Consider the following 23088-nt stretch of genomic DNA (forward strand, 5'->3'; position numbering starts at 1 on the left):
TGTAGCGATATGCCACTCCCGAGAGAAACCTATTATTCAGGGCGGCGGATTAAAGCGAGGGCGCCTGCTGCCGCCGTTTCCATTGTCCGAGGCGTTGTTGCAGCTCGAGTGGGCTGTGGATCGCTTGCTGGCGGGCGCGACTGAACAGGATCAGGGCCAGCTCCGCAGTGGCCAAGGCGTCGGCGCTGGCGTTGTGACGGTCAAAAATTTGCAGTTTGAACCAGTCGATCCACTCATCCAGTCCCCCTTGGCGTATGTGCGCCTGAGGGCAAAGCATCGGGGCCATGTCTGCTACGTCGAGAAAGGGCTGCTGCAAGCGATAGCCCAGGTAGTCTTTCAGCGCGCGCCCGAGCATGTGGCAATCAAAAGGCGCGTGGAACGCCAGCAGCGGACTGTCGCCAACGAATTCCATGAAAGCCAGCAGGGCTTCGGCCGGGTCGCTGCCAGCGGCGATGGCACTCGGCGCCAGGCCATGAATCAGCACGCTCGGCCCGAGCTTCTGCTTGTCGCATTGCAAGGTCCGCTCGAATTGCTGGCTGAAATCGATGGCGCCGTCTTCTATGACCACGGCGCCGATGGACAGTACCTGATCCTTGCTCAGGTTAAGGCCGGTGGTTTCCAGATCGACCACCACCCACCGCTGTTCCCGCAGGCTGCGTTCAGTCAGTTGAGTGGGCGTGGGTAGGTCCCTGAGGCGCTGTTGCAAGGTCTCCGACAACGTCGGTTGGACCGGGCGCAACCAGGAAAACAGGTTCACAGCTGATACCTCAGCGTCAGGCTGCTTTGCAGGCGTTGAGCCTGGCGCAGGGATTCGCGCAGGATGCGCCGGTCCAGATGATTGAGGCTGTCAGGATCGACCCGGTTGGAATAGGGCTGGTTTTCCCGGGTTTGCAACTGGTGCTGTTGCATGCGCGTCTGTTGGATGAAGTGATAAGCCTCTTCATAGGCAGCGCCGTCGAGCGGCTCGATCACTTCCTTGACGACCAGTTGCCGCAAGCGCTCCAGGGTGTTGTTGGCCTCGATACCGTTGGCCAGTGCCAGCAACCTTGCGCCGTCGACAAAAGGGGTCAGGCCTTGCACTTTCAAGTCGAGGGTGGCTTTTTCGCCGTTCTTGCGGCTGAGCACAAAATCCCTGAAGCGTCCGACGGGGGGACGATGGCGCAGAGCGTTTTCGGCCATCATGCGCTGGAACAAGCGGTTGTCGGCCACCTGATCGAGGATCTGCTGGCGCAACTGCTCGCAGCCTTGTTCGTCGCCCCAGACCACGCGCAAATCGAAATAGATGCTTGAGCCCAGCAGATTCTCAGGCGTTGCTTCGCGGATAAAGGCAGCAAAGCGTCGCGCCCATTCGGCGCGGGACAGGCACAGCTCAGGATTGCCGGCCATGATGTTGCCTTTGCACAAGGTGAAGCCGCACAAGGCCAGGCTCTGGTTGATCTGTTGAGCGATGGGCAGCAGCAGTCCGCGGATCTGCGCCGCATGGGCCGCGTCCTGGGCTTCAAAGAGGATGCCGTTGTCCTGGTCGGTGTGCAGCGTTTGTTCGCGCCGGCCTTCGCTGCCGAAACACAGCCAACTGAACGGCACGCCCGGGTCGCCCTTTTCGGCCAGGGTCAGTTCGATGACCCGGCAGACGGTGTGGTCGTTGAGCAAGGTGATGATGTGGGTGATCTGGGTCGACGACGCGCCATGAGCCAACATGCGCTCCACCAGTTGACCGATCTCGCCGCGCAGGGTCACCAGGTTTTCCACCCTCGGGGCGTTGCGAATCGTCCGGGCCAGATGCACCAGGTCGACCCGCTGCAGGGAAAAGAGGTCGCGTTCCGACACCACGCCGCATAAGCGCTGGTCCTTGACCAGGCAGACGTGCGCAATATGGCGCTCGGTCATGGCGATGGCCGCGTCGAAGGCACTGTGGTCCGGTGACAGGAAGAACGGTGCCTGGGTCATGTGCATTCCAATCGACTCGGAAAAGTCCCCGGTACCGTCGGCCACGACCTGCCGCAAGTCGCGCAAGGTAAAAATCCCCACAGGCGCTTTCTGCTCGTCCACCACCACGATGCTGCCGACCTGCTGATCGTGCATCAGCTTGACGGCTTCGCGCAGCGGCATTTCGGGACTGCAACTGACTGGATGACGCATCGCCAGCTCGCCCAGGCGGGTATTGAGCGAATATTGCGTGCCCAGGGTCTGCGCGGATTTTTGCTGTACTTGCTGGTTGACCAGGTCGAGCAAGCTGCTGACGCCGCGCAGGGCAAAGTCGCGAAACGGGCCGGACAAGGCGAATAGCTTGATGAAGGCCAATTTGTTCAGTTGCAGGCAGAAGGTGTCCTCGCCTGCCCGGTGCTCGGTGCGGGTGGCTCGCTCACCCAGCAGCGCGGCGAGGGGGAAGCATTCGCCGGTGGTGATTTCAAAGGTCGTCTCGGTGCCGCCCTTGGCCGTGTGCGGGCGCTCGCCCACTACCCGACCTTGCTTGACGATATAGAAGTGTTCCACCGGACCGTCGGCCGGCTTGATGATGGTTTCGCCCGGCGCATAGAAACGCAACAGGCATTGCTCCACCAGATAGGCCAGATGGGCGTTTTCCATTTGGTTGAACGGTGGGAAGCGCTGAAGAAACTGCAGCGTCCCCTGGATGTTTTGCAACACCGCGGTTTTCCCTGCCTGGATGAAGGCGTCCGCTTTTTTCATAACGATTACGCAGCTTTTTCGAATTATTGTGGTCGGATCTGTGCCCCATGGTCGGCCCCTGAGCGTGCGGTTGCCCATTGGACGTAAGTCTAGGTCGCCGCAACGGGGCCGAAACTACGGAAAAAACCTACGCCCGGCCTCGGAAAATTCTTCTTGGAATGCTCTTGGAAAAAAATCCGACGAAGTGCACATTGAAGCGCCGCAGAACGATGTCTGACCACTGTGCCAGGGGATCGATTCAAGAACGTAGAGAGCACCATGTCCGACCACGATATTTTGAGTGACGCCGAGCGCGAGGCGCTGAGTGCCGTCATGCTGGAACCCGACCTGCCGCCGCAGCGAGTCTTGATTGTCGACGATGACAAGGACGCCCGCGAGTTGCTGTCGGAGATCCTGGCATTGGACGGGATTCACTGCATGACCGCCGCCAGCGGCGAAACGGCGCTCAAGATGCTGGAAACCAAGCCGTCGATCGGCCTGCTGATCACCGATCTGCGCATGGGCAATGTCGATGGCCTGGAACTGGTGCGCCTGGTGCGCGAGTCCGAACGGGCAGCGCTGCCGATCATCATCGTGTCGGGAGACGCCGACGTGAAGGATGCCATCGAGGCCATGCACTTGAGCGTGGTGGACTTTCTGCTCAAGCCGATCGATACCGACAAACTGCTGGGGCTGGTCAAGCATGAGTTGGGGATGGATCTCTAGCCACGGCGGTCCAGTATTTACAAACTAAAAAGCCCTGATCGCAAGATCAGGGCTTTTTTTTGTGCCGCGTTTACCGCTCAATCACAGCCCATTGGCTGCCTTGAACTCACGACGCCGACGGTGAAGCACTGGCTCGGTGTAGCCGTTTGGCTGCCGGGTGCCTTCGACCACCAGTTCGACCGCCGCCTGGAAGGCGATGTTGCTGTCGAAGTCTGGCGCCAGCGGGCGGTACAGCGGGTCGTTGGCGTTCTGGCGGTCCACGACGGTCGCCATGCGCTTGAGGCTTTCCATCACCTGGTCCTGGGTGACAATGCCGTGGCGCAGCCAGTTGGCAATGTGCTGGCTGGAAATACGCAACGTCGCGCGGTCCTCCATCAGGCCGATGTCGTTGATGTCCGGCACTTTCGAGCAGCCGACGCCTTGGTCGATCCAGCGCACCACGTAGCCAAGGATGCCCTGGGCATTATTGTCCAGTTCGTGCTTGATCTGCTCGGGCGTCCAGTTCGGGCTGACTGCCAGGGGAATGGTCAGGATGTCATCCACCGACGCGCGGGCGCGTTTGGCCAGTTCGGCCTGGCGGGCGAACACGTCGACCTTGTGGTAATGCAGCGCGTGCAATGCGGCGGCGGTGGGTGACGGAACCCACGCGGTGTTGGCGCCAGCCATAGGATGAGCAATTTTCTGTTCAAGCATGGCTGCCATCAGGTCGGGCATGGCCCACATGCCCTTGCCGATTTGCGCGCGACCTTGCAGGCCGGTGCTCAAGCCGATATCGACGTTCCAGTTTTCATAGGCGCCGATCCACTTCTCGGCTTTCATGTCGGCTTTGCGCACCATCGGGCCGGCTTCCATGGAGGTGTGGATTTCGTCGCCGGTGCGGTCCAGGAAGCCGGTGTTGATGAAGACTACGCGCTCACTCGCCGCCTTGATGCAGGCCTTGAGATTGATCGTGGTCCGGCGCTCTTCGTCCATGATCCCGACTTTCAGGGTATTGCGGGGCAGGTTCAGCACGTCTTCGACGCGACCGAACAGCTCGTTGGTGAACGCCGCTTCTTCCGGCCCGTGCATCTTCGGCTTGACGATGTACACCGAACCGGTGCGGCTGTTGCGGCGCGAGGTGTTGCCGTTGAGGCTGTGGATCGCCGCAAGACTGGTGATCAAGCCGTCGAGGATGCCTTCCGGCACTTCGTTACCGTCCTTGTCCAGGATGGCGTCGATGGTCATCAGGTGGCCAACGTTACGTACGAACAGCAGCGAGCGGCCATGCAGGGTCACGCCCGAGCCGTCGACGGCGGTGTAGACGCGGTCGGGGTTCATGGTCCGGGTGAACGTCTGGCCGCCCTTGGCGACTTCTTCCGACAGGTCGCCCTTCATCAGGCCGAGCCAGTTGCGGTAGATCACGACCTTGTCATCTGCGTCGACGGCGGCGACCGAGTCTTCACAGTCCATGATGGTGGTCAGCGCGGCCTCCATCAGGATGTCCTTCACGCCGGCGGCGTCGGTTTGGCCGACTGGGGTGCTGGCATCGATCTGGATTTCGAAGTGCAGGCCGTTGTGCTTCAGCAACACTGCGGTAGGGGCTGAAGTCTCGCCTTGGAAACCGATCAGTTGGGCGTCATCGCGTAGGCCGCTGTTGCTGCCGCCCTTGAGCGCGACGACCAGTTTGCCGTCGACGATCTTGTAGCCGGTGGAGTCGACATGGGAGCCAGCCGCCAGCGGCGCGGCTTCGTCGAGAAAGGCGCGGGCGAAGGCGATGACCTTGTCGCCTCGGACCTTGTTGTAGCCTTTGCCTTTTTCCTCGCCGTCGGCTTCGCTGATGGCGTCGGTGCCGTACAGCGCGTCATACAGCGAACCCCAGCGGGCGTTCGAGGCGTTGAGGGCGAAGCGGGCATTCATCACCGGCACGACCAGTTGCGGACCGGCCATGCGCGCGATTTCATCGTCGACGTTTTGCGTCGTGGCCTGGAAATCCGCCGCTTCTGGCAACAGATAACCAATGTCTTGCAGGAAGGCTTTGTAAGCCACGGCGTCGTGGGCCTGGTCGGCACGAGCCTGGTGCCAGGCATCGATCTGTGCCTGGAAATCGTCTCGTTTGGCGAGTAGGGCTTTGTTCTTCGGGGCCAGGTCATGAATGACCTTGTCGGCGCCGGCCCAGAACGCATCGGCGGTGAGGCCGGTTCCGGGAATGGCTTCGTTATTCACGAAGTCGAACAGGACTTTGGCGACCTGCAGGCCACCGACTTGAACGTGTTCAGTCATTGCTTGCCTCACTCTGCTCAGCTATTTCGCTTTTCAGCTCTTCGATTTTGATAATGAAGCCTCGGGACATTTAAACCACAAACCCCGGAACCAGTACATGCCATCGCTGGCGGCTGGGTGTGCAAGCCTTGCTGACGGGGCTTTTCAGGGATGCGAATGGCCTTAAGCAGACATCGGTGCAACCGGTGTATCGCGTTATGTAGTGCGCGCTGCGGAATACTACATGATCAATTGCGGTTGTGAAAATTAGACTAATTGCGTCGTTCCGCGACCGACTAAAGCAGTACAGTCACGGCGCGGCACCGGATGTTCTCAAAAAACAGTCGGATTGTTCCAGATAAATCTTTTGAACTGTACACATTATATGCCGCAAGGCCTTGCCGGCCTGATCCGCAGCGTTGCCTATACTGTCTCATCCACCCCACAGAGGCTGTGCCATGGACCATCTTGTCATCACTGTTTTTGCACCGGACAAGCCCGGGCAGGTCGAGCGTATCGCCCAATGTATTGCCGAACATGGCGGTAACTGGCTGGAAAGCCGCATGTCGCACCTGGCCGGCCAGTTCGCCGGGATCCTTCGCCTCAGCGCTCCGGCCGAGTCTCATGAAGAACTGATCGAAGCCTTGCAGGGGCTATCGGCCCACGGCATTCGGGTGTTGATCGCTGAAAATGCGATAGAAGAGTCCTGCACCTGGAAACCCATCGCCATGGAGCTGGTGGGCAACGACCGTCCCGGCATCGTGCGCGACATCACCCGCCTGCTGAGCGAGCAGGGCGTCAACGTCGAGCGACTGGTGACCCATGTTCGACCCGCACCGATGAGCAGCGAATTGCTGTTTCATGCCGAGGCGATTCTTGGCGTGCCTTTGACCTTGTCGCTGGATACGTTGCAGGAACGCTTGGAAACGCTGGCCGATGAACTGATGGTCGAACTGAAACTGAGCGACGAAAGCTGACGCTGGTTATCCAAGGAAACGTTGCGCCTGCCTGTGGATAACCTGTAGAGACCCGCCGCCAGCCCAGGCCCGCCGGGCCTCAGCGAGCAATGGTTAAAAAATCGCCAATTTTCAAGGGCTTGTGCACAAACGGCGGGGATCAGGTTGTGGATAACCTTGGGAAAGATAAGCGCAGGCCACGCCAGACGTGGCCTGTAGGAGGTTGTGCAATTTATGATCAGTTGCGCCGGCGCATGCTCACCACTGCATCCACGCTGTACACCGCCAGGCCGGCCCAGATAAACAGGAATGCAACCAGGGTGCTGGAGGACAAATGTTCATCGAAAAACAGCACCGCGAGCAGCAGCACGAGCGTCGGCGCGATGTACTGCAAGAAGCCCAGCGTGGTGTAGGGCAAGTGCCGTGCTGCGGCGTTGAAGCATACCAATGGTATGAGCGTCACCGGGCCTGCCGCCACCAGCCACCAGGCTTCGGACGTCGTCCAGAACGCCGCTTGGGCGCTGGTGGCTGCTGGATTGAGCAACAGCCAGGCGACAGCAATCGGTACGAGCATCCAGGTTTCCACCACCAGCCCAGGCAGTGCCTTCACCGGCGCCTGCTTGCGGATCAACCCGTAGAAGCCAAAGGTCAACGCCAGCATCAGCGACACCCACGGCAGGCTGCCCACCTGCCAGACCTGCTGCGCTACGCCGAGCGCTGCCAACCCGACCGCCACCCATTGCATGCGCCGCAAGCGCTCGCCGAGGATCAGCATGCCCAGCAGCACGTTGACCAGCGGATTGATGTAATAGCCCAGGCTGGCTTCGAGCATCCGCCCGTTGTTCACCGCCCAGACATAGGTCAGCCAGTTGGCCGCAATCAGCGTGCCGCTCAGGGCGAGGATCGCCAGGCGACGCGGATTATCGCGCAGTTCGCGCCACCAGCCCGGGTGTTTCCAGACCATCAACAGGGCCGCGCCGAACAGCGCGGACCAGAGCACTCGATGGATGATGATTTCCACCGAGGGCACGCTGGCGATGGCTTTGAAGTAAATCGGGAACAGGCCCCAGATAATGTAGGCGCTCAGGCCCAGGATATACCCGCGACGCGGGTTGGCGGCTTGCATGCAGAGTCCTTGCTTAGGCAGCTAACAAAAGCATGATTGTAAGGAGATTTGTCTGATAACGCTGCTGACCTTTTCGAGCGATGGGCGTCAGAACAACTTCAGCGGCTCTTCGTTGAGCGCCGCCAGTTGTTCGCGCAGGGCCAGCACCTGATCGCCCCAATAACGCTCGCTGCCGAACCAAGGGAAGCTGCGGGGAAACGCCGGATCGTCCCAGCGGCGCGCCAGCCAGGCGCTGTAGTGCATCAGGCGCAGGGCGCGCAGGGGTTCGATCAGGGCCAGTTCGCGCGGGTCGAAGTCGTGGAACTCCCGGTAGCCGTCCATCAGTTCCGACAGCTGCCCCAGGCATTCCTGACGGTCCCCGGCGAGCATCATCCACAGGTCCTGTACCGCCGGGCCCATACGGCAGTCGTCCAGATCGACGATGTGGAACACCTCGTCGCGACACATCATGTTGCCCGGGTGGCAGTCGCCGTGCATGCGGATGTTCTGGTGGGGCGTGGCGGCGTAGACATCTTCGACACGCTTGAGCAGATCCCTGGCCACTGACTCGTAGGCCGGCAGCAGGCTGCGGGGGACGAAACCGCTTTGCAGCACAGTCGCCAATGAGTCATGACCGAAGTTTTTCACGCCCAGGGCTTCTCGATGCTCGAACGGACGAGTCGCCCCAATCGCATGCAGGCGACCGAGCAACTGGCCCAGGCGATAGAGCTGGTCAAGATTGCCCGGCTCCGGCGCACGGCCGCCGCGACGGGGAAACAGGGTGAAACGAAACCCGGCGTGTTCGTGCAGGCTTTCGCCGTTGTGGATCAGCGGCGCCACCACCGGCACTTCGCAGTCGGCCAGCTCGAAAGTGAACCGGTGTTCTTCCAGGATCGCTTCGTTGGTCCAGCGCTGCGGGCGATAGAACTTGGCGATCAGTGGCTCGGCGTCTTCGATGCCGACCTGATACACGCGGTTTTCGTAGCTGTTGAGCGCCAGCACGCGGGCGTCGCTGAGGAAGCCAATGCTCTCGACGGCATCGAGGACGAGGTCGGGCGTGAGGGTTTCAAACGGATGGGACATGCTGACTCCTGCGCAGCGGCAGGGCTGCCGCGTCCGACCCAGCATCTTAGCGTAAAGCAGTCCCGATTGATCGGTGGGCGTTCAATCGGTCATTGTGGCGAGGCAGCAAGCTCCCTCGCCACAATGTGTCAGGCGCCGATGACTCCGCCATCCTCACGGGTAATGACCATCACCGAAGACCGCGGCTTGCCATCAGGCAAGTGCTCGGGGAATGTCGAACCACCGTTTTCACCAGGGTGCTGGATCCCGATGAACATCGTCTTGTAGTCCGGCGCGAAACTGATGCCGGTCACTTCGCAACCCACGGGCCCGACCATGAAGCGGCGGATTTCGCCGCTGTCCGGGTCAGCGCAGAGCATCTGGTTGTTGCCCATGCCAGCGAAGTCCCCAGCGTTGCTGGAATCGCCGTCGGTCTGAATCCAGAGCCGTCCGGCCTTGTCGAAGCCCAGGCCGTCGGGGCTGTTGAACATGTTCTGGGCGTTGACGTTGGACGAGCCGGCCTTGGGCGTGCCGGCGTGTACCGTCGGGTTGCCGGCGACCACGAACAGATCCCAGTCAAAAGTATTGGACGCATGATCGTCGCGCTCGGTGCGCCAGCGCAGGATCTGTCCGTAGACGTTCTTGGCCCGAGGGTTCGGCCCGTCCACCGGTTGGCCGTCTTCGCCGCGCTTGGCGTTGTTGGTCAGGGTGCAATAAACCTGGCCGTCTTTCGGGCTGACCACGATCCACTCCGGACGGTCCATGCGGGTCGCGCCGACGGCACTGGCGGCCAAGCGTGCATGGATCAGCACGTGCGCCTGATCGGGGAAACCTTTGCCGGCGTCGAGGCCATTCTTGCCGTGGGTCAGTTCGATCCACTGGCCCTTGCCTTTTGGATGGTCTGGATTGCCGTCGCCGGCATCGAAGCGCGCCACGTACAAGGTGCCGTCGTCCAGCAGGTCGCGGTTGGCCTTGGCGTTGCCGTGGTCGATGCGCTGGCGGCTGATGAATTTGTAGATGAATTCGCCACGCTCGTCATCGCCCATGTACACCACGGCACGACCGTCGTGAGTTTGCGCCAGGGCAGCGTTTTCGTGCTTGAAGCGGCCCAGGGCGGTGCGTTTCACCGGGGTGGACTTTGGATCGAACGGATCGATTTCCACTACCCAGCCGTGGCGATTGAGTTCGTTGGGGTTCTTCGCCAGGTCGAAGCGTGGGTCATGCAGGTGCCAGTTGATTTCGCGGCTGGTGAGGGTGGCACCGTAGCGTTTTTGCGCGTCGTCGAATTTCAGCTCGGCGTTGCTGCTGCCGAAGCAATCGGTGAAGTTTTCTTCACAGGTCAGGTAAGTGCCCCATGGCGTCATGCCGTTTGCGCAGTTCTGGAAAGTCCCCAGCGCGTTCTTGCCGCTCTTGTCGGCGCTGGTTTTCAGCAGGTCGTGGCCGGCGGCCGGGCCGCCCAGGCGAATCGGCGTGTTGCCGTGGATCCTGCGGTTGTAGCGCGAGTCCTGGACGAACTGCCACTGGCCTCGACGACGCTGGATCTCGATCACCGACACGCCTTCGCTGGCCTGGGCCTTGTGGACCTCTTCGGCCGACTGCGGCTGGCCGCCGTGGGGGAAAAGGTAGCGGTAGTTGGTGTATTCGTTGTTGATCGCCATCAGCGCCCGGTTGTTGTCGCCGGGAAATGGAAAGAGGCTCATGCCGTCGTTGTTGTCGCCAAATTGCATTTCCTGGGCGCGGGCGGTGCCGTTGCCGCTTGGGTCGAATGCCGGCGCATTTTTTTGCAGCGGCTGGCCCCAGCTGATCAGCACCGAGGCCTTGTAGCCTGACGGCAGCGTGATGGTGTCGGTGGTTGCGGCAGCAATGCTGTCGAAGCCCAGCAGGCTTTTGTTGCCTTCGCTCACGGCGGCGGCCATGACGCTGCGACTCAGCAGGTTGCCGCCCAGGAACATCGCCGCGCCGCACAGGGCGCCGGCGCCGATGAAGCGACGACGGCTCATGCCGACGATCTTTTCCAGGTCGGTGGATTGGTTTTCTTCTAATAGGCTCATCGGGAGGCTCCCTGCTGGTTTTGGCAGTCACCTTAAAGCGAGCACATGAAACTTTTGTTTCAGTGCGCTAAAGCGGTGTGCCCAGCAGCACGTTTGACGGCGAAAACCGCACCTGGACCGGGGAACCGGCAGCCAGGTTTCGCTCGCTTAACTGGAGCGGGGCGGCCAGGGCGCATAGCGTCTGTCCGTTGGGGAGGCCGATGCGCACTTCGCTGGGGCCGTCTTCGGCGGCGGCGATGTGTTCGATTACGCCAGGCAAACTGTTGATCTGCGGACGGCCTGGCTGATCGGCGGGATAAAGCTCCAGCCAGCCGGCCTTGATCAATGCAACCACTTCGGCGCCGATCTCCAACTCCAGGCGCAGCGTACTGTCACGGGTGATCTGCGCTTCGATGACCAACCCTCGCGCCAGTTCCAGGCGTATCCGGTCGTTGTGCCCCTGGGCCTCGATGCGTACGACCTTGCCGTGCAGTTGGTTGCGGGCGCTGGTGCGCAACATCAGACGGCTGAGCAGACCCAGGTCGCTGGCATCTTCGCTGGCTTCCAGCAACTGCGCCTGCAACGCTTGCAGGCGCTGGTAAAGGCGCAGCACGCGCCGGCCCTCTTCGGACAATTTCGCGCCGCCGCCGCCCTTGCCACCGACGCTACGCTCGACCAACGGCTGATCCGCGAGGTTGTTCAGCTCATCGATCGCATCCCATGCTGCCTTGTAGCTCAGCCCGGCGCTTTTCGCGGCCCGGGTGATCGAGCCCTGTTCGGCGATGTGCTGCAACAGGGCGATGCGTTGTGGTCGGCGGACGATGTGCTGGGTCAGGAGCGTGGGCAATGACATGACGGAAACTGTGCGCAGCGGGCGATGCGTCGACGTTGGCTCCTCGGCCGCGGCGCGTCAAGCCGGGTCGCCGGGTTTCGGTGTCCGCGCCAGGCAGTAGACATCGACCCGAGCGGCACCGGCCTCGAGCAGCAGGCGCGCCAACGTCTCAGCCGTGGCGCCGGTGGTGAGTACATCGTCCACCAGCGCCAGGTGCCGATTCTTGAATAACGCGTCGGGCATCAACGCGAAGGCCTGGCGCAGATTGCGACGCCTGGCCCGGGCGTCCAGGGCCTGTTGCGCGGGCGTGTCCTGAATGCGCCGCAGCAGGTTCTCTTCGCAAGGGATCTGCAGCGGCCCGCTTAGCCAACGGGCCAGCAGCGTCGCCTGATTGAACCCCCGCTGGCGCAAACGTCGAGTCGCCAGCGGCACCGGCACCAGCGCATCGGGGCGCTCCAGGCCTTCGTCGAAATGGTGCTGCAGGGATTGCGCGAGCAATTCGCCGAGCAATCGGCCCAGCGGCCACTTCGCCTGATGCTTGAAGCGGGTGATCAGGCTGTCCACCGGAAAATCATAGGCCCATGGCGCCAGGACTCGCTCGTAGGCCGGGGCGCGTGTGGCGCATTGTCCGCAACGCAGCCCGGTCGTGGGCAGCGCAAGGGCACAGACGCTGCATTGGCCGCCGAGCCAGGGCAGCTCGCTTTCGCAAGGGGTGCAGATAGGCTGTGGCGTATCGGTGCTCTCGCCACACAGTAGGCAGGATTGTTTGTTTTTTAACCAGATGTAAACCGGTCCTTTGTATCGTGGTTGACAGCGCATGGCTCTTCCTTAAATATGCCGAACATCCGTGTCGCGCCTGTGGGTATTCCATGTCCCAGGCGCCAGCCAAGCATAATCAAGGAAATGCCCATGAGCGCCAGCACCACTGCCAACCTGCGTCATGACTGGTCTTTGGCCGAAGTCAAAGCACTCTTCGTCCAGCCGTTCAACGACCTGCTGTTCCAGGCGCAGACCGTGCACCGCGCGCACTTCGACGCCAACCGCGTCCAGGTTTCCACGCTGCTGTCGATCAAGACGGGTGCTTGCCCGGAAGATTGCAAATATTGTCCGCAGTCCGGCCACTACAACACCGGGCTGGAAAAAGAGAAGCTGCTGGAGGTGCAGAAGGTCCTCGAGGAGGCCGCGCGCGCCAAGGCCATCGGTTCGACCCGGTTCTGCATGGGCGCCGCTTGGAAGCACCCCTCCGCCAAGGACATGCCTTACGTGCTGGAGATGGTCAAAGGCGTGAAAGCCATGGGGCTGGAAACCTGCATGACCCTCGGTCGTCTCGACCAGGAGCAGACCGAAGCGCTGGCCCAGGCCGGCCTGGACTACTACAACCACAACCTCGACACCTCGCCTGAGTTCTACAGCAGTATCATCACCACCCGTACCTACAGCGAGCGTCTGCAGACCCTGGCCTACGTGCGTGACTCGGGAATGAAGATCTGCTCCGGCGGGATCCTGGGCATGGGCGAGTCCCTGGATGACCGCGCCAATCTGCTGATCCAGCTGGCGAACCTGCCGGAGCATCCGGAGTCGGTGCCGATCAACATGCTGGTGAAAGTCGCCGGCACGCCGCTTGAGAATGCCGAGGACATCGACCCATTCGATTTCATCCGCATGCTGGCCGTGGCGCGAATCCTGATGCCCAAATCCCATGTGCGCTTGTCCGCCGGTCGTGAGGCAATGAACGAGCAGATGCAGGCCCTGGCGTTTTTTGCTGGCGCCAACTCGATTTTCTACGGTGACAAGTTGCTGACCACCGCCAACCCGCAGGCGGACAAGGACATGCAGTTGTTCGCACGGCTGGGCATCCAGCCCGAAGCCCGCGAAGAGCATGCCGACGAAGTGCACCAGGCGGCCATTGAACAGGCGCTGGTGGAGCAGAAGAGCAGCGAGCAGTTCTACAACGCAGCGGTTTGAGTGGATCCATAACCCAGTGGGAGCAAGCTGCTGCCACCGGGATCTGTCCAGCCTTTGAATAACGGTTCACCCGAGGCCTGCATGCCCTTCGATCTCGCCGCACGCCTGGCTGCCCGTCGTGCCGAAAATCTTTATCGCCAGCGCCCGCTGCTCGAAAGTCCCCAGGGGCCGGAAGTGGTGGTGGACGGCCAATCGTTGCTGGCGTTCTGCAATAACGATTACCTCGGCCTGGCCAATCATCCTCAGGTCATCGAGGCCTGGCGCGCCGGGGCGTCTCGTTGGGGCGTGGGCGGTGGCGCCTCGCATCTGGTGGTTGGCCACAGCGGACCGCATCACGCCCTGGAGGAGGCCTTGGCCGACTTGACCGGGCGGGCGCGGGCGCTGTTGTTCACCACCGGATACATGGCCAATCTTGGCGCCGTTACTGCATTGGTCGGGCAGGGCGATACGGTGCTGGAAGATCGTCTTAACCACGCTTCGTTGCTTGACGCCGGGCTGTTGTCCGGTGCCCGTTTCAACCGTTATCTGCACAACGACGCCCAAAGCCTGGCTAACCGTCTGGAAAAAGCCGTCGGCAATACGCTGGTAGTCACCGATGGCGTGTTCAGCATGGACGGCGACATCGCCGATCTGCCGGCCCTGGCCCGCGAAGCCAGGGCCAAAGGGGCGTGGCTGATGGTCGATGATGCGCACGGTTTCGGCACGCTAGGCGCCACCGGCGGCGGTGTCGTCGAACATTTCGGCTTGAGCCAGGACGACGTGCCGGTGCTGGTCGGCACGCTGGGCAAGGCGTTCGGCACCGCTGGTGCCTTTGTAGCCGGTAGCGAGGAATTGATCGAAAGCCTGATCCAGTTCGCACGACCTTATATCTACACCACCAGCCAGCCGCCGGCATTGGCCTGCGCCACCCTCAAGAGTCTTGAATTGCTGCGCAGCGAACATTGGCGGCGCGAGCACTTGCAGGTGCTGATCCGCCAGTTCCGCCTGGGCGCCGAGCAGATCGGCCTGCAATTGATGGACAGCTTCACGCCGATCCAGCCCATTCTGATCGGTGACGCGGGGCGGGCTATGCGCTTGTCGAAAATGCTGCGAGAGCGGGGGCTGATGGTCACGGCGATCCGCCCACCGACCGTGCCGGCCGGCAGCGCCCGTTTACGGGTAACGCTGACCGCTGCCCACAGCGAAGCCCAGGTGCAACTATTGTTACAGGCACTGGCCGAGTGTGTTGCCCGGCTGGGACCGGAGCCAAGTGATGCGTGATCGACTGATTTTGTTGCCCGGCTGGGGGCTGGGCATTTCGCCGCTCGAACCTCTTGCGGCGGCGCTACGAGGGCTCGACGAGCACTTGCAGGTGGAAATCGAGCCCTTGCCTGCACTGGCATCGAGCGACCTCGATGAATGGCTCGATGAGCTGGATGCCACCTTGCCCCAGGATGCCTGGCTGGGCGGCTGGTCCCTGGGCGGTATGCTGGCATCGGAGCTGGCGGCGCGCCGGGGCGAGCGCTGCTGCGGCCTGTTGACCCTGGCGAGCAATGTTTCTTTCGTGGCCCACGAACAATGGCCGAGCGCGATGGCCGGCGAGACCTTTGATGGATTTCTTGCCGGATGTGCCGCCGACCCGCGCCAGACGCTCAAGCGCTTCAGCTTGCTGTGTGCCCAAGGGTGCAGCGACCCGCGCGGGTTGTCGCGATTGTTGCTCGCCGGTGCACCGACCACGTCGCCAGATGGCTTGATGGCCGGGCTCGAACTGCTGGCGCAACTCGACACTCGTGCTGCGTTGCAGGGCTTTCGCGGTCCGCAATTGCATCTCTTTGCCGGGCTCGACGCCTTGGTGCCGGCCGAAGCGGCCGGTGATCTGCTGGCGTTACTGCCGGATGTCGAAATCGGCCTGATTGAACAGGCCGGTCACGGATTCCTTCTGGATGATCCCCACGGCGTGGCGGGGGCGATCCAGGCTTTTTTGCATGAGTCCGGTGATGACTGATTTGGCTGTTGTGAGATTACCCGGCGCCTTGCCCGATAAACGCCAGGTAGCGGCCTCGTTTTCCCGGGCGGCGGCCAGCTATGACAGCGTCGCGCAATTGCAGCGCGATGTGGGTGAGCAATTGCTCGGGCGTCTGCCTCCGTCATTCAAGCCAGGGCGCTGGATGGACCTGGGGTGCGGCACGGGTTATTTCACTCGGGCGCTGGGCGAGCGCTTCGGCGAGGCGACCGGCCTGGCGCTGGATATCGCCGAGGGCATGCTCAAGCATGCTCGCCCCCAAGGCGGCGCGGCGCATTTCGTCGCCGGCGACGCGGAGCGCCTGCCTTTGCAATCGGCGAGCTGCGAGCTGGTTTTCTCCAGCCTTGCGGTGCAATGGTGCGCCGATTTTGCCTCGGTGTTGAGTGAGGCCCATCGCGTCCTGAAACCGGGCGGAATGTTCGCTTTCACAAGTCTGTGTGTCGGCACGCTGTACGAGCTGCGCGACAGCTGGCGGCAGGTGGATGGCTTGGTGCACGTCAACCGTTTCCGTCCATTCGAGACTTATCAACAGCTGTGCGCGACCAGCGGAATGAAGGTCGTCAGTCTTGAAAATCAGCCTCATGTGTTGCATTACCCGGACGTGCGCGGCCTGACCCACGAATTGAAAGCTTTGGGTGCGCATAATCTGAACCCTGGCCGCCCAGGTGGGCTGACGGGCAGGGCGAGGATCCTGGCGCTCGTTGAAGCCTATGAACAGTTCCGTCAGGCCCAGGGTTTGCCAGCGACTTACCAAGTGGTCTACGCAGTGTTGGAGAAACCGCTATGAGCCAGGCTTATTTCATCACCGGCACCGACACCGACGTCGGCAAGACCACCGTTGCGGCGGGCCTGCTGCACGCTGCCCGGCAGGCCGGCATGAGCACGGCCGCGGGCAAACCCGTGGCCTCTGGCTGCGAAGTAACGCCCAAGGGCCTGCGCAACGCTGACGCGTTGGCGTTGCTGGCCGAGTGCTCGGTGCCGCTGACTTATTCACAGGTCAACCCGGTGGCATTGGAGCCGGCGATCGCGCCGCACCTGGCCGCCCGTGAAGCCGGCGTGGCGTTGACGGTGCAGTCGCTGCTCGGCCCGATGCGCGAAGTGCTGGCGTTGGACGCCGATTTCACCTTGATCGAAGGCGCGGGTGGTTGGCGTGTGCCGCTGGCCGGCCAGGACAATCTCTCGGACCTGGCGATAGCGCTGGGCCTGCCGGTGATCCTAGTGGTGGGCGTGCGCCTGGGTTGCATCAGCCATGCGTTGTTGACCGCCGAGGCGATTGCCCGTGATGGCTTGCAGCTGGCTGGTTGGGTGGCCAACATCATCGACCCGGCCACCTCGCGCCTGGAAGAGAACCTGGCGACCCTGGCCGAACGACTTCCGGCGCCGTGCCTGGGTAGAGTGGCGCGCATCCAGAGCGTGACGGCCCAAGCTGTGGCCGAACACCTGCAACTGGATCTGCTGGACTAAAGACGAGCCAAGGTTTTGCCTATGACGAGGCACTGTGCCATTAGTGTTTTTGTCGGGCCTTTTACCGGTGCATCTGTTTCAATGCCGATGTCGACCCTTCAAGAAGACGAGTCCTGCCATGGAAATCTCAGGAAACACCGCGTTCTATGCCGGTCTGAGCACGATTCAGACAGGACAGAACCGCGTCGATCTGGCGTCTGGCCAGATTGCCCACAATACGATTGAACGCTCGGTCACCAGTCAATCGTCCGAGGTCCAGGTTGATCGCTTGCGGTCGGTGGATCGCAGCCAGCAATCGGACCTGTCCAGCAACATGGTCGATCTGGCCCAGGGCAAGTTCCAAGTGCAATTGGGTGTGAACGTTGCGAAGGCTTCCGACGAAATGCTCGGAACCTTGATTGATACCTTTGCCTGATCCGTTCTCCCTGCTTTGCCAAAGCGCCGCGATTATTCGCGGCGTTTTCGTCTCTAAGCCCTTCTCGCTCAACTAATCTTTCCCTGCGTGTTCCGGGCCTGCTTCCTGGCGAAGGATTCTGTCGCCTGCCGTTGCGGCGAGACGATGACGAACGGCAAAAGATCGACGCTTGACAAGCTTTGGGCGTAAACGTATGTTTCAAACAACTGTTTGACCGCTACAACAAATCCACGCGGTCGCTCATCCCCGGTTACATCAGCAGAGGTTTATCGCTATGCCTGACTACAAGGCCCCCTTGCGTGATATTCGCTTCGTTCGTGACGAACTGCTCGGCTACGAAGCGCATTATCAGAGCCTTCCGGCTTGCCAGGACGCAACTCCGGACATGGTTGACGCCATTCTCGAAGAAGGCGCCAAGTTTTGTGAGCAGGTGCTGGCTCCGCTGAACCGCGTGGGTGATCTCGAAGGTTGCACCTGGAGCGAGTCCGGCGTGAAAACCCCGACCGGTTTCAAGGAAGCCTACAAGCAGTTCGTCGAAGGTGGCTGGCCAAGCCTGGCCCACGACGTCGAGCATGGCGGCCAAGGCCTGCCGGAATCCCTGGGCCTGGCGGTCAGCGAAATGGTCGGCGAAGCCAACTGGTCGTGGGGCATGTACCCGGGCCTGTCCCATGGCGCGATGAACACTATTTCCGAGCACGGTACGCCTGAGCAGCAAGAGGCTTACCTGACCAAGCTGGTGTCCGGCGAATGGACCGGCACCATGTGCCTGACCGAACCCCACTGCGGCACCGACCTGGGCATGTTGCGCACCAAGGCCGAGCCTCAGGCCGACGGTTCCTACAAAGTCAGCGGCACCAAGATCTTTATCTCGGCCGGTGAACACGACATGGCCGACAACATTGTCCATATCGTTCTGGCACGCCTGCCGGATGCTCCGGCTGGCACCAAGGGGATTTCGCTGTTCATCGTTCCTAAATTCCTGCCGAACGCTGACGGTTCCATCGGTCAGCGCAACGCCGTGAGCTGCGGCTCGCTGGAACACAAGATGGGCATCCACGGCAACGCCACCTGCGTGATGAACTTCGACGCGGCCACCGGTTACCTGATCGGCCCGGCGAACAAAGGCCTGAACTGCATGTTCACCTTTATGAACACCGCACGCCTGGGCACCGCGCTGCAAGGCCTGGCCCACGCTGAAATCGGCTTCCAGGGCGGCCTGAAATACGCTCGTGACCGCCTGCAAATGCGCTCCCTGACTGGCCCGAAAGCGCCGGACAAGGCCGCGGACCCGATCATCGTGCACCCTGACGTGCGTCGCATGCTGCTGACCATGAAGGCCTTCGCCGAAGGTAACCGGGCGATGGTGTACTTCACCGCCAAGCAGGTCGACATCGTCAAATACGGCGTGGACGAAGAAGAGAAGAAGAAGGCCGACGCGCTGCTGGCGTTCATGACGCCGATCGCCAAGGCGTTCATGACTGAAGTCGGCTTCGAAGCGGCGAACCACGGCGTGCAAATTTATGGCGGCCACGGCTTTATCGCCGAGTGGGGGATGGAGCAGAACGTGCGCGACAGCCGTATCTCGATGCTGTACGAAGGCACCACCGGCATCCAGGCCCTCGACCTGCTGGGCCGTAAAGTGCTGATGACCCAAGGCGAAGCACTCAAGGGCTTCACCAAGATCGTCCACAAGTTCTGCCAGGGCAACGAAGGCAACGAAGCCGTCAAGGAATTCGTCGAGCCGTTGGCTGCCTTGAACAAGGAATGGGGCGAGCTGACCATGAAAGTCGGTATGGCCGCCATGAAGGATCGCGAAGAAGTCGGGGCTGCCTCGGTGGACTACCTGATGTATTCCGGTTACGCCTGCCTGGCCTATTTCTGGGCCGACATGGCGCGCTTGGCGGCGGAAAAACTCGCTGCCGGCACCACCGAAGAAGCCTTCTATACCGCCAAGTTGCAGACCGCGCGCTTCTACTTCCAGCGCATCCTGCCGCGCACCCGCACCCACGTTGCTACCATGCTGTCGGGCGCCAATAACCTGATGGACATGAAGGAAGAGGATTTCGCGCTGGGCTACTAAGCCTTACGCGGTTCTTCACAAAAGCCGCTGCTCCTTCGCAAGCAGCGGCTTTTTTGTGTCTGTTGCCCCAATCAAGACCGTCGCCACAGGGGTTGCTGTGATCCTGAAACAATATTCATCCAACTGAACCCTAAGAAAACCTCCCGCTCTGCCGTTACAGCGATGGCAGTGTGACATCTGTCACATCCCGCGTGCCTTAATGCTCCAGTTGCAGGCACAATGCCATCTTTGATCAGCCGGGTCGGAGCTTTACCCTTGCCGCGTTTTTCTGCGATGCGTTTCAGCCATTTCCTGCCGTCGACTGTGCTATTGCTTGCGGGGCTGGCGGCTGCCTACGTCAAGGACCTCAACGTTTTCTTCACTTCCCTGTTCAACGTCCTTCCCACGTTGGTGCTGCTATTGGGAGGTGCGTACTGCGCGGTTTACCGACGCCAGCGTGAACTGTTTCTGATGGCGACGGTGTACATCGCTTATTTCCTGCTGGACACCCAGACCGATTTCTACCGCGATAACGGCAAGGTGCGCGAAGACGCAGCTGTGGTGTTCCATCTTGTCTGCCTGTTGCTACCGCTGTTATTCGGGCTGTTCGCGGCGTGGCAGGAGCGCACTCACTTGTTCCAGGATATGGTGGCGCGTTTTGCGGTGCTACTGGCATTTGGTGGCGTGGCCTTGGCCTTGGAGCAAAGTTTTCCCCAAGCCTTGCTGCTGTGGCTCTCGGAGATCCGCTGGCCGGCGTTGCACGGCGCCTGGATGAGCCTGATCCAGCTGTCTTACCCGGTGTTCGCCGCTGCGTTCGTGCTGCTGGCCTGGCAATACTGGCGCAACCCGCGTCCCTTGCACGCGGCGCAACTGGTGGGATTGCTGGGGCTGTTCTGGATGCTGCCAAAGACATTCATCTTGCCGTTCACCCTGAACATCATGTGCAGCCAAGTGATGCTGATGATCGCTGCAGCGGTTGCCCATGAGGCCTATCAAATGGCCTTCCGCGATGAGTTGACCGGCCTCCCGGGCCGTCGGGCATTGAATGAACGCATGCAGCGGCTGGGCCGCAACTACGTGCTGGCGATGAGCGACGTGGACCACTTCAAGAAATTCAACGACACCCACGGCCATGACGTGGGTGATCAGGTGCTGCGCCTGGTCGCCAGCAAATTGTCGAAGATCGGCGGTGGCGGTAGGGCATATCGCTACGGCGGTGAGGAATTTGCCTTGGTGTTCGCAGGCAAGACCATCGATGAATGCATGCCCCATCTGGAAGTCATCCGCCAGTCCATCGAGACGTATGCCATTCAGCTGCGCAATCCCGACAATCGTCCCCAGGACGATCAACAAGGTCGCCAGCGTCGCGCCGGTACTGGCGCCTCCAGCGTCTCGGTGACGGTCAGCATCGGCGTGGCCGAGCGCATCGACCAGCGCACCCCCGAAGAGGTGCTCAAGTCGGCGGATCAGGCGCTCTATAACGCCAAAGGCGCGGGGCGTAACTGTGTGATTGCCTTCGGGCAGAACCGGCGCGGCGCGGTGCGCATGGAGGCCGCCGCGGGTTGAGTGATGACGGCGCATTCAGCGTCTGGACTGTGATTGTGGGCCTTGATCGCCGGCAGTAGGTTGAAACGATCTGCTACCGGAGAAAATCACCATGCCCGAGTACAAAGCTCCCATGCGCGACATGCGCTTTCTGATCGATCACGTCTTCGATTTCCATGGTCGTTATGCCGAACTGGGCGCCAGCGATGCCAGCCCGGACATGGTCAGCGCGATCTTGGAGGAAGGTGCCCGGTTCTGTGAAAACGTGCTGGCGCCACTCAATCGTCCAGGTGACGAAGAAGGCTGCCATTTCGACAATGGCGTGGTGACGACGCCTACAGGTTTCAAGCAGGCTTTCGCACAGTACGTGGAGGGCGGCTGGCATGGGCTGGCGGCGGACCCGGCTTATGGCGGCCAGGGCTTGCCCAGTTCCCTGGGTCTGGTCATCAACGAAATGATCGGCTCCAGCAACACGTCCTGGGGCATGTATCCGGGCCTGACTCACGGCGCCATGTCGGCCATCCACGCCCACGGCACCGAACAGCAGAAACAGACCTACCTGAGCAAACTCACCGCCGGCCAGTGGACCGGTACCATGTGCCTGACCGAGGCCCACTGCGGCACCGACTTGGGCATCATCAAGACCCGCGCCGTGCCCCAGGCCGACGGCAGCTACGCGATCTCCGGCAGCAAGATCTTCATTTCCGCCGGCGAGCACGACATGAGCGACAACATCATTCACCTGGTGCTCGCCAAGTTGCCGGACGCCCCCGCCGGCACCAAGGGCATTTCGCTGTTCATCGTGCCCAAGTTCCTCCCCGATGCCACGGGCGAGGCCGGCGAGCGCAATGATGTTTCCTGCGGATCGATCGAACATAAGATGGGCATCAAGGCATCGGCCACCTGCGTGTTGAACTTCGATGGGGCCAAGGGTTTCCTGATCGGCGAGCCGAACAAAGGCCTCAACTGCATGTTCACCATGATGAATCATGCCCGCCTTGGCACCGGCATGCAGGGCCTGTGTCTCGGCGAAGCAAGTTTCCAAGGCGCGATCAAGTACGCCAATGATCGTTTGCAGATGCGCTCGCTGACCGGTCCCAAGGCGCCGGAAAAAGTTGCCGATCCGATCATCGTTCATCCCGACGTGCGCCGGATGCTGCTCACCATGAAGGCTTTCAATGAAGGCAACCGGGCGCTGACGTATTTCACCGCGCAGTTGCTCGACACCGCGCACTTGAGTAGCAACGAAACCGCCCGCCAGGAAGCCGAAGACCTGCTGGCCTTCCTGACGCCGATCTGCAAAGCCTTCATGACCGACACCGGCCTGGAGGTGACCAACCACGGTATGCAGGTCTTCGGCGGCCACGGCTTCATTCGCGAATGGGGCATGGAGCAACTGGTGCGTGACTGCCGCATCGCGCCGATCTATGAAGGCACCAATGGCATCCAGGCCTTGGACCTGCTGGGGCGCAAGGTCTTGGGCAGCCAAGGCAAGTTGCTGCGCGGCTTCACCAAAATCGTCCACACCTTTTGCACCGTTAATGCCGGGCACCCACAGCTCAACGATTACCTTGCTCAACTCGACGGACTCAACCGGCAATGGGGCGAACTGACCACCCAGGTCGGTATGGCTGCCATGAAAAACCCGGATGAGGTGGGGGCCGCCTCGGTGGATTACCTGATGTACAGCGGTTACATCATCCTGGCCTACCTGTGGCTGCGCATGGCTTTGGTGGCTCAGTCGCAACTCGACAGTGACCAGGGCGACGCGGATTTTTGCCGGGCTAAACTGGCGACTTGTGAGTTTTATTTCAAACGATTGCTACCGCGGACAGCCGCTCATCGTGCCGCCGTCGAGGCGGGAAGTGATTGTCTGATGAAGTTGCCGGCGGAGCTATTTGCGCTTTGACGGAGGACGCATTTTGGTAATGGAGCTTGCCCCGCAGGGCTGTGGAGCGGTTCCTCATGGAGGTGACCAAAAACAACAAAATAGTCACTGCTTGACTCTATGTGTCTCAAAAG

General features: G+C 61.3%; 19 protein-coding genes. 11 read left to right on the forward strand and 8 right to left on the reverse strand.

Annotation, left to right across the window (positions count from 1 at the left end; translation table 11 throughout):
- Positions 1–49 precede the first annotated feature (49 nt).
- Together HU742_RS01690 and HU742_RS01695 are read right to left on the reverse strand one after the other, a co-directional pair.
- A complete protein-coding gene (locus HU742_RS01690; RefSeq protein WP_186643506.1) occupies positions 50–757 on the reverse strand; it encodes a 3'-5' exonuclease in 708 nt (235 codons plus the stop codon).
- Positions 754–2688: a putative nucleotidyltransferase substrate binding domain-containing protein gene (locus HU742_RS01695; RefSeq protein WP_189664341.1), complete on the reverse strand. Its 1935-nt coding sequence runs from the start codon at positions 2686–2688 to the stop codon at positions 754–756. Before HU742_RS01695 ends, HU742_RS01690 begins: the two co-directional genes overlap by 4 nt.
- 258 nt (positions 2689–2946) lie before the next feature.
- Here HU742_RS01695 and HU742_RS01700 point away from each other — a divergent pair, with 258 nt between their 5' ends.
- Positions 2947–3393 carry a response regulator gene (locus HU742_RS01700; RefSeq protein WP_060740319.1) on the forward strand — a complete coding sequence of 149 codons (447 nt, stop codon included), beginning with the start codon at positions 2947–2949 and terminating at the stop codon, positions 3391–3393.
- 81 nt (positions 3394–3474) lie between these two features.
- On the opposite strand, the gene HU742_RS01705 is transcribed toward HU742_RS01700, so the two are convergent.
- On the reverse strand, positions 3475–5652 hold the full coding sequence (locus HU742_RS01705; RefSeq protein WP_186643507.1) for a malate synthase G: 2178 nt from the start codon (positions 5650–5652) through the stop codon (positions 3475–3477).
- 437 nt (positions 5653–6089) lie between these two features.
- On the opposite strand from HU742_RS01705, the gene HU742_RS01710 reads away from it, so the two are divergent.
- Positions 6090–6608 (forward strand): glycine cleavage system transcriptional repressor, encoded by a 519-nt coding sequence (locus HU742_RS01710; protein ID WP_186641117.1) that lies wholly within the window; start codon positions 6090–6092, stop codon positions 6606–6608.
- A 217-nt stretch (positions 6609–6825) separates the two neighbouring features.
- Here the strand turns inward: HU742_RS01710 and rarD are convergent, their stop codons facing one another.
- From rarD to HU742_RS01735, 5 genes are all read right to left on the reverse strand, one after another.
- Positions 6826–7713 carry an EamA family transporter RarD gene (gene rarD / locus HU742_RS01715; RefSeq protein ID WP_186641118.1) on the reverse strand — a complete coding sequence of 296 codons (888 nt, stop codon included), beginning with the start codon at positions 7711–7713 and terminating at the stop codon, positions 6826–6828.
- A gap of 87 nt (positions 7714–7800) precedes the next feature.
- The gene (locus HU742_RS01720; RefSeq protein ID WP_186612855.1) at positions 7801–8775 is read right to left on the reverse strand and encodes a serine/threonine protein kinase; all 975 of its coding nucleotides are present in this window, start codon (positions 8773–8775) and stop codon (positions 7801–7803) included.
- 128 nt (positions 8776–8903) lie between these two features.
- A complete protein-coding gene (locus HU742_RS01725; RefSeq protein ID WP_186643508.1) occupies positions 8904–10805 on the reverse strand; it encodes a PhoX family protein in 1902 nt (633 codons plus the stop codon).
- A gap of 67 nt (positions 10806–10872) precedes the next feature.
- Positions 10873–11637, reverse strand: a complete 765-nt coding sequence (locus HU742_RS01730) for a TOBE domain-containing protein (RefSeq protein WP_186641121.1) — start codon at positions 11635–11637, stop codon at positions 10873–10875.
- 57 nt (positions 11638–11694) lie between these two features.
- On the reverse strand, positions 11695–12435 hold the full coding sequence (locus HU742_RS01735; protein WP_186643509.1) for a ComF family protein: 741 nt from the start codon (positions 12433–12435) through the stop codon (positions 11695–11697).
- Positions 12436–12525: 90 nt separating this feature from the next.
- Here HU742_RS01735 and bioB point away from each other — a divergent pair, with 90 nt between their 5' ends.
- The 9 genes from bioB to HU742_RS01780 all read left to right on the forward strand — a co-directional run bounded on the left by bioB (position 12526) and on the right by HU742_RS01780 (position 22975).
- On the forward strand, positions 12526–13581 hold the full coding sequence (gene bioB, locus HU742_RS01740) for a biotin synthase BioB (protein ID WP_186612847.1): 1056 nt from the start codon (positions 12526–12528) through the stop codon (positions 13579–13581).
- An 81-nt stretch (positions 13582–13662) separates the two neighbouring features.
- Positions 13663–14841 carry an 8-amino-7-oxononanoate synthase gene (gene bioF / locus HU742_RS01745; protein WP_186641124.1) on the forward strand — a complete coding sequence of 393 codons (1179 nt, stop codon included), beginning with the start codon at positions 13663–13665 and terminating at the stop codon, positions 14839–14841.
- Positions 14834–15565, forward strand: a complete 732-nt coding sequence (locus HU742_RS01750) for an alpha/beta fold hydrolase (protein ID WP_186641126.1) — start codon at positions 14834–14836, stop codon at positions 15563–15565. Before bioF ends, HU742_RS01750 begins: the two co-directional genes overlap by 8 nt.
- A complete protein-coding gene (gene bioC, locus HU742_RS01755; RefSeq protein WP_186643510.1) occupies positions 15558–16370 on the forward strand; it encodes a malonyl-ACP O-methyltransferase BioC in 813 nt (270 codons plus the stop codon). Before HU742_RS01750 ends, bioC begins: the two co-directional genes overlap by 8 nt.
- Positions 16367–17047, forward strand: coding sequence for a dethiobiotin synthase (bioD, locus tag HU742_RS01760; protein WP_186643511.1), 681 nt, complete (start codon positions 16367–16369; stop codon positions 17045–17047). The genes bioC and bioD overlap by 4 nt, the downstream gene beginning before the upstream one ends.
- Positions 17048–17165: 118 nt before the next feature.
- Positions 17166–17462, forward strand: a complete 297-nt coding sequence (locus HU742_RS01765) for a pyrroloquinoline quinone biosynthesis protein PqqE (protein ID WP_186641130.1) — start codon at positions 17166–17168, stop codon at positions 17460–17462.
- Between the two features lie 274 nt (positions 17463–17736).
- A complete protein-coding gene (locus HU742_RS01770; protein ID WP_186612834.1) occupies positions 17737–19542 on the forward strand; it encodes a phenylacyl-CoA dehydrogenase in 1806 nt (601 codons plus the stop codon).
- A 255-nt stretch (positions 19543–19797) separates the two neighbouring features.
- On the forward strand, positions 19798–21087 hold the full coding sequence (locus HU742_RS01775; RefSeq protein WP_186643512.1) for a GGDEF domain-containing protein: 1290 nt from the start codon (positions 19798–19800) through the stop codon (positions 21085–21087).
- Positions 21088–21178: 91 nt separating this feature from the next.
- Positions 21179–22975, forward strand: a complete 1797-nt coding sequence (locus HU742_RS01780; protein ID WP_186643513.1) for an acyl-CoA dehydrogenase C-terminal domain-containing protein — start codon at positions 21179–21181, stop codon at positions 22973–22975.
- Positions 22976–23088 lie beyond the last annotated feature (113 nt).

Source organism: Pseudomonas marvdashtae (assembly GCF_014268655.2).
In the GTDB taxonomy this organism is placed as follows: domain Bacteria; phylum Pseudomonadota; class Gammaproteobacteria; order Pseudomonadales; family Pseudomonadaceae; genus Aquipseudomonas; species Aquipseudomonas marvdashtae.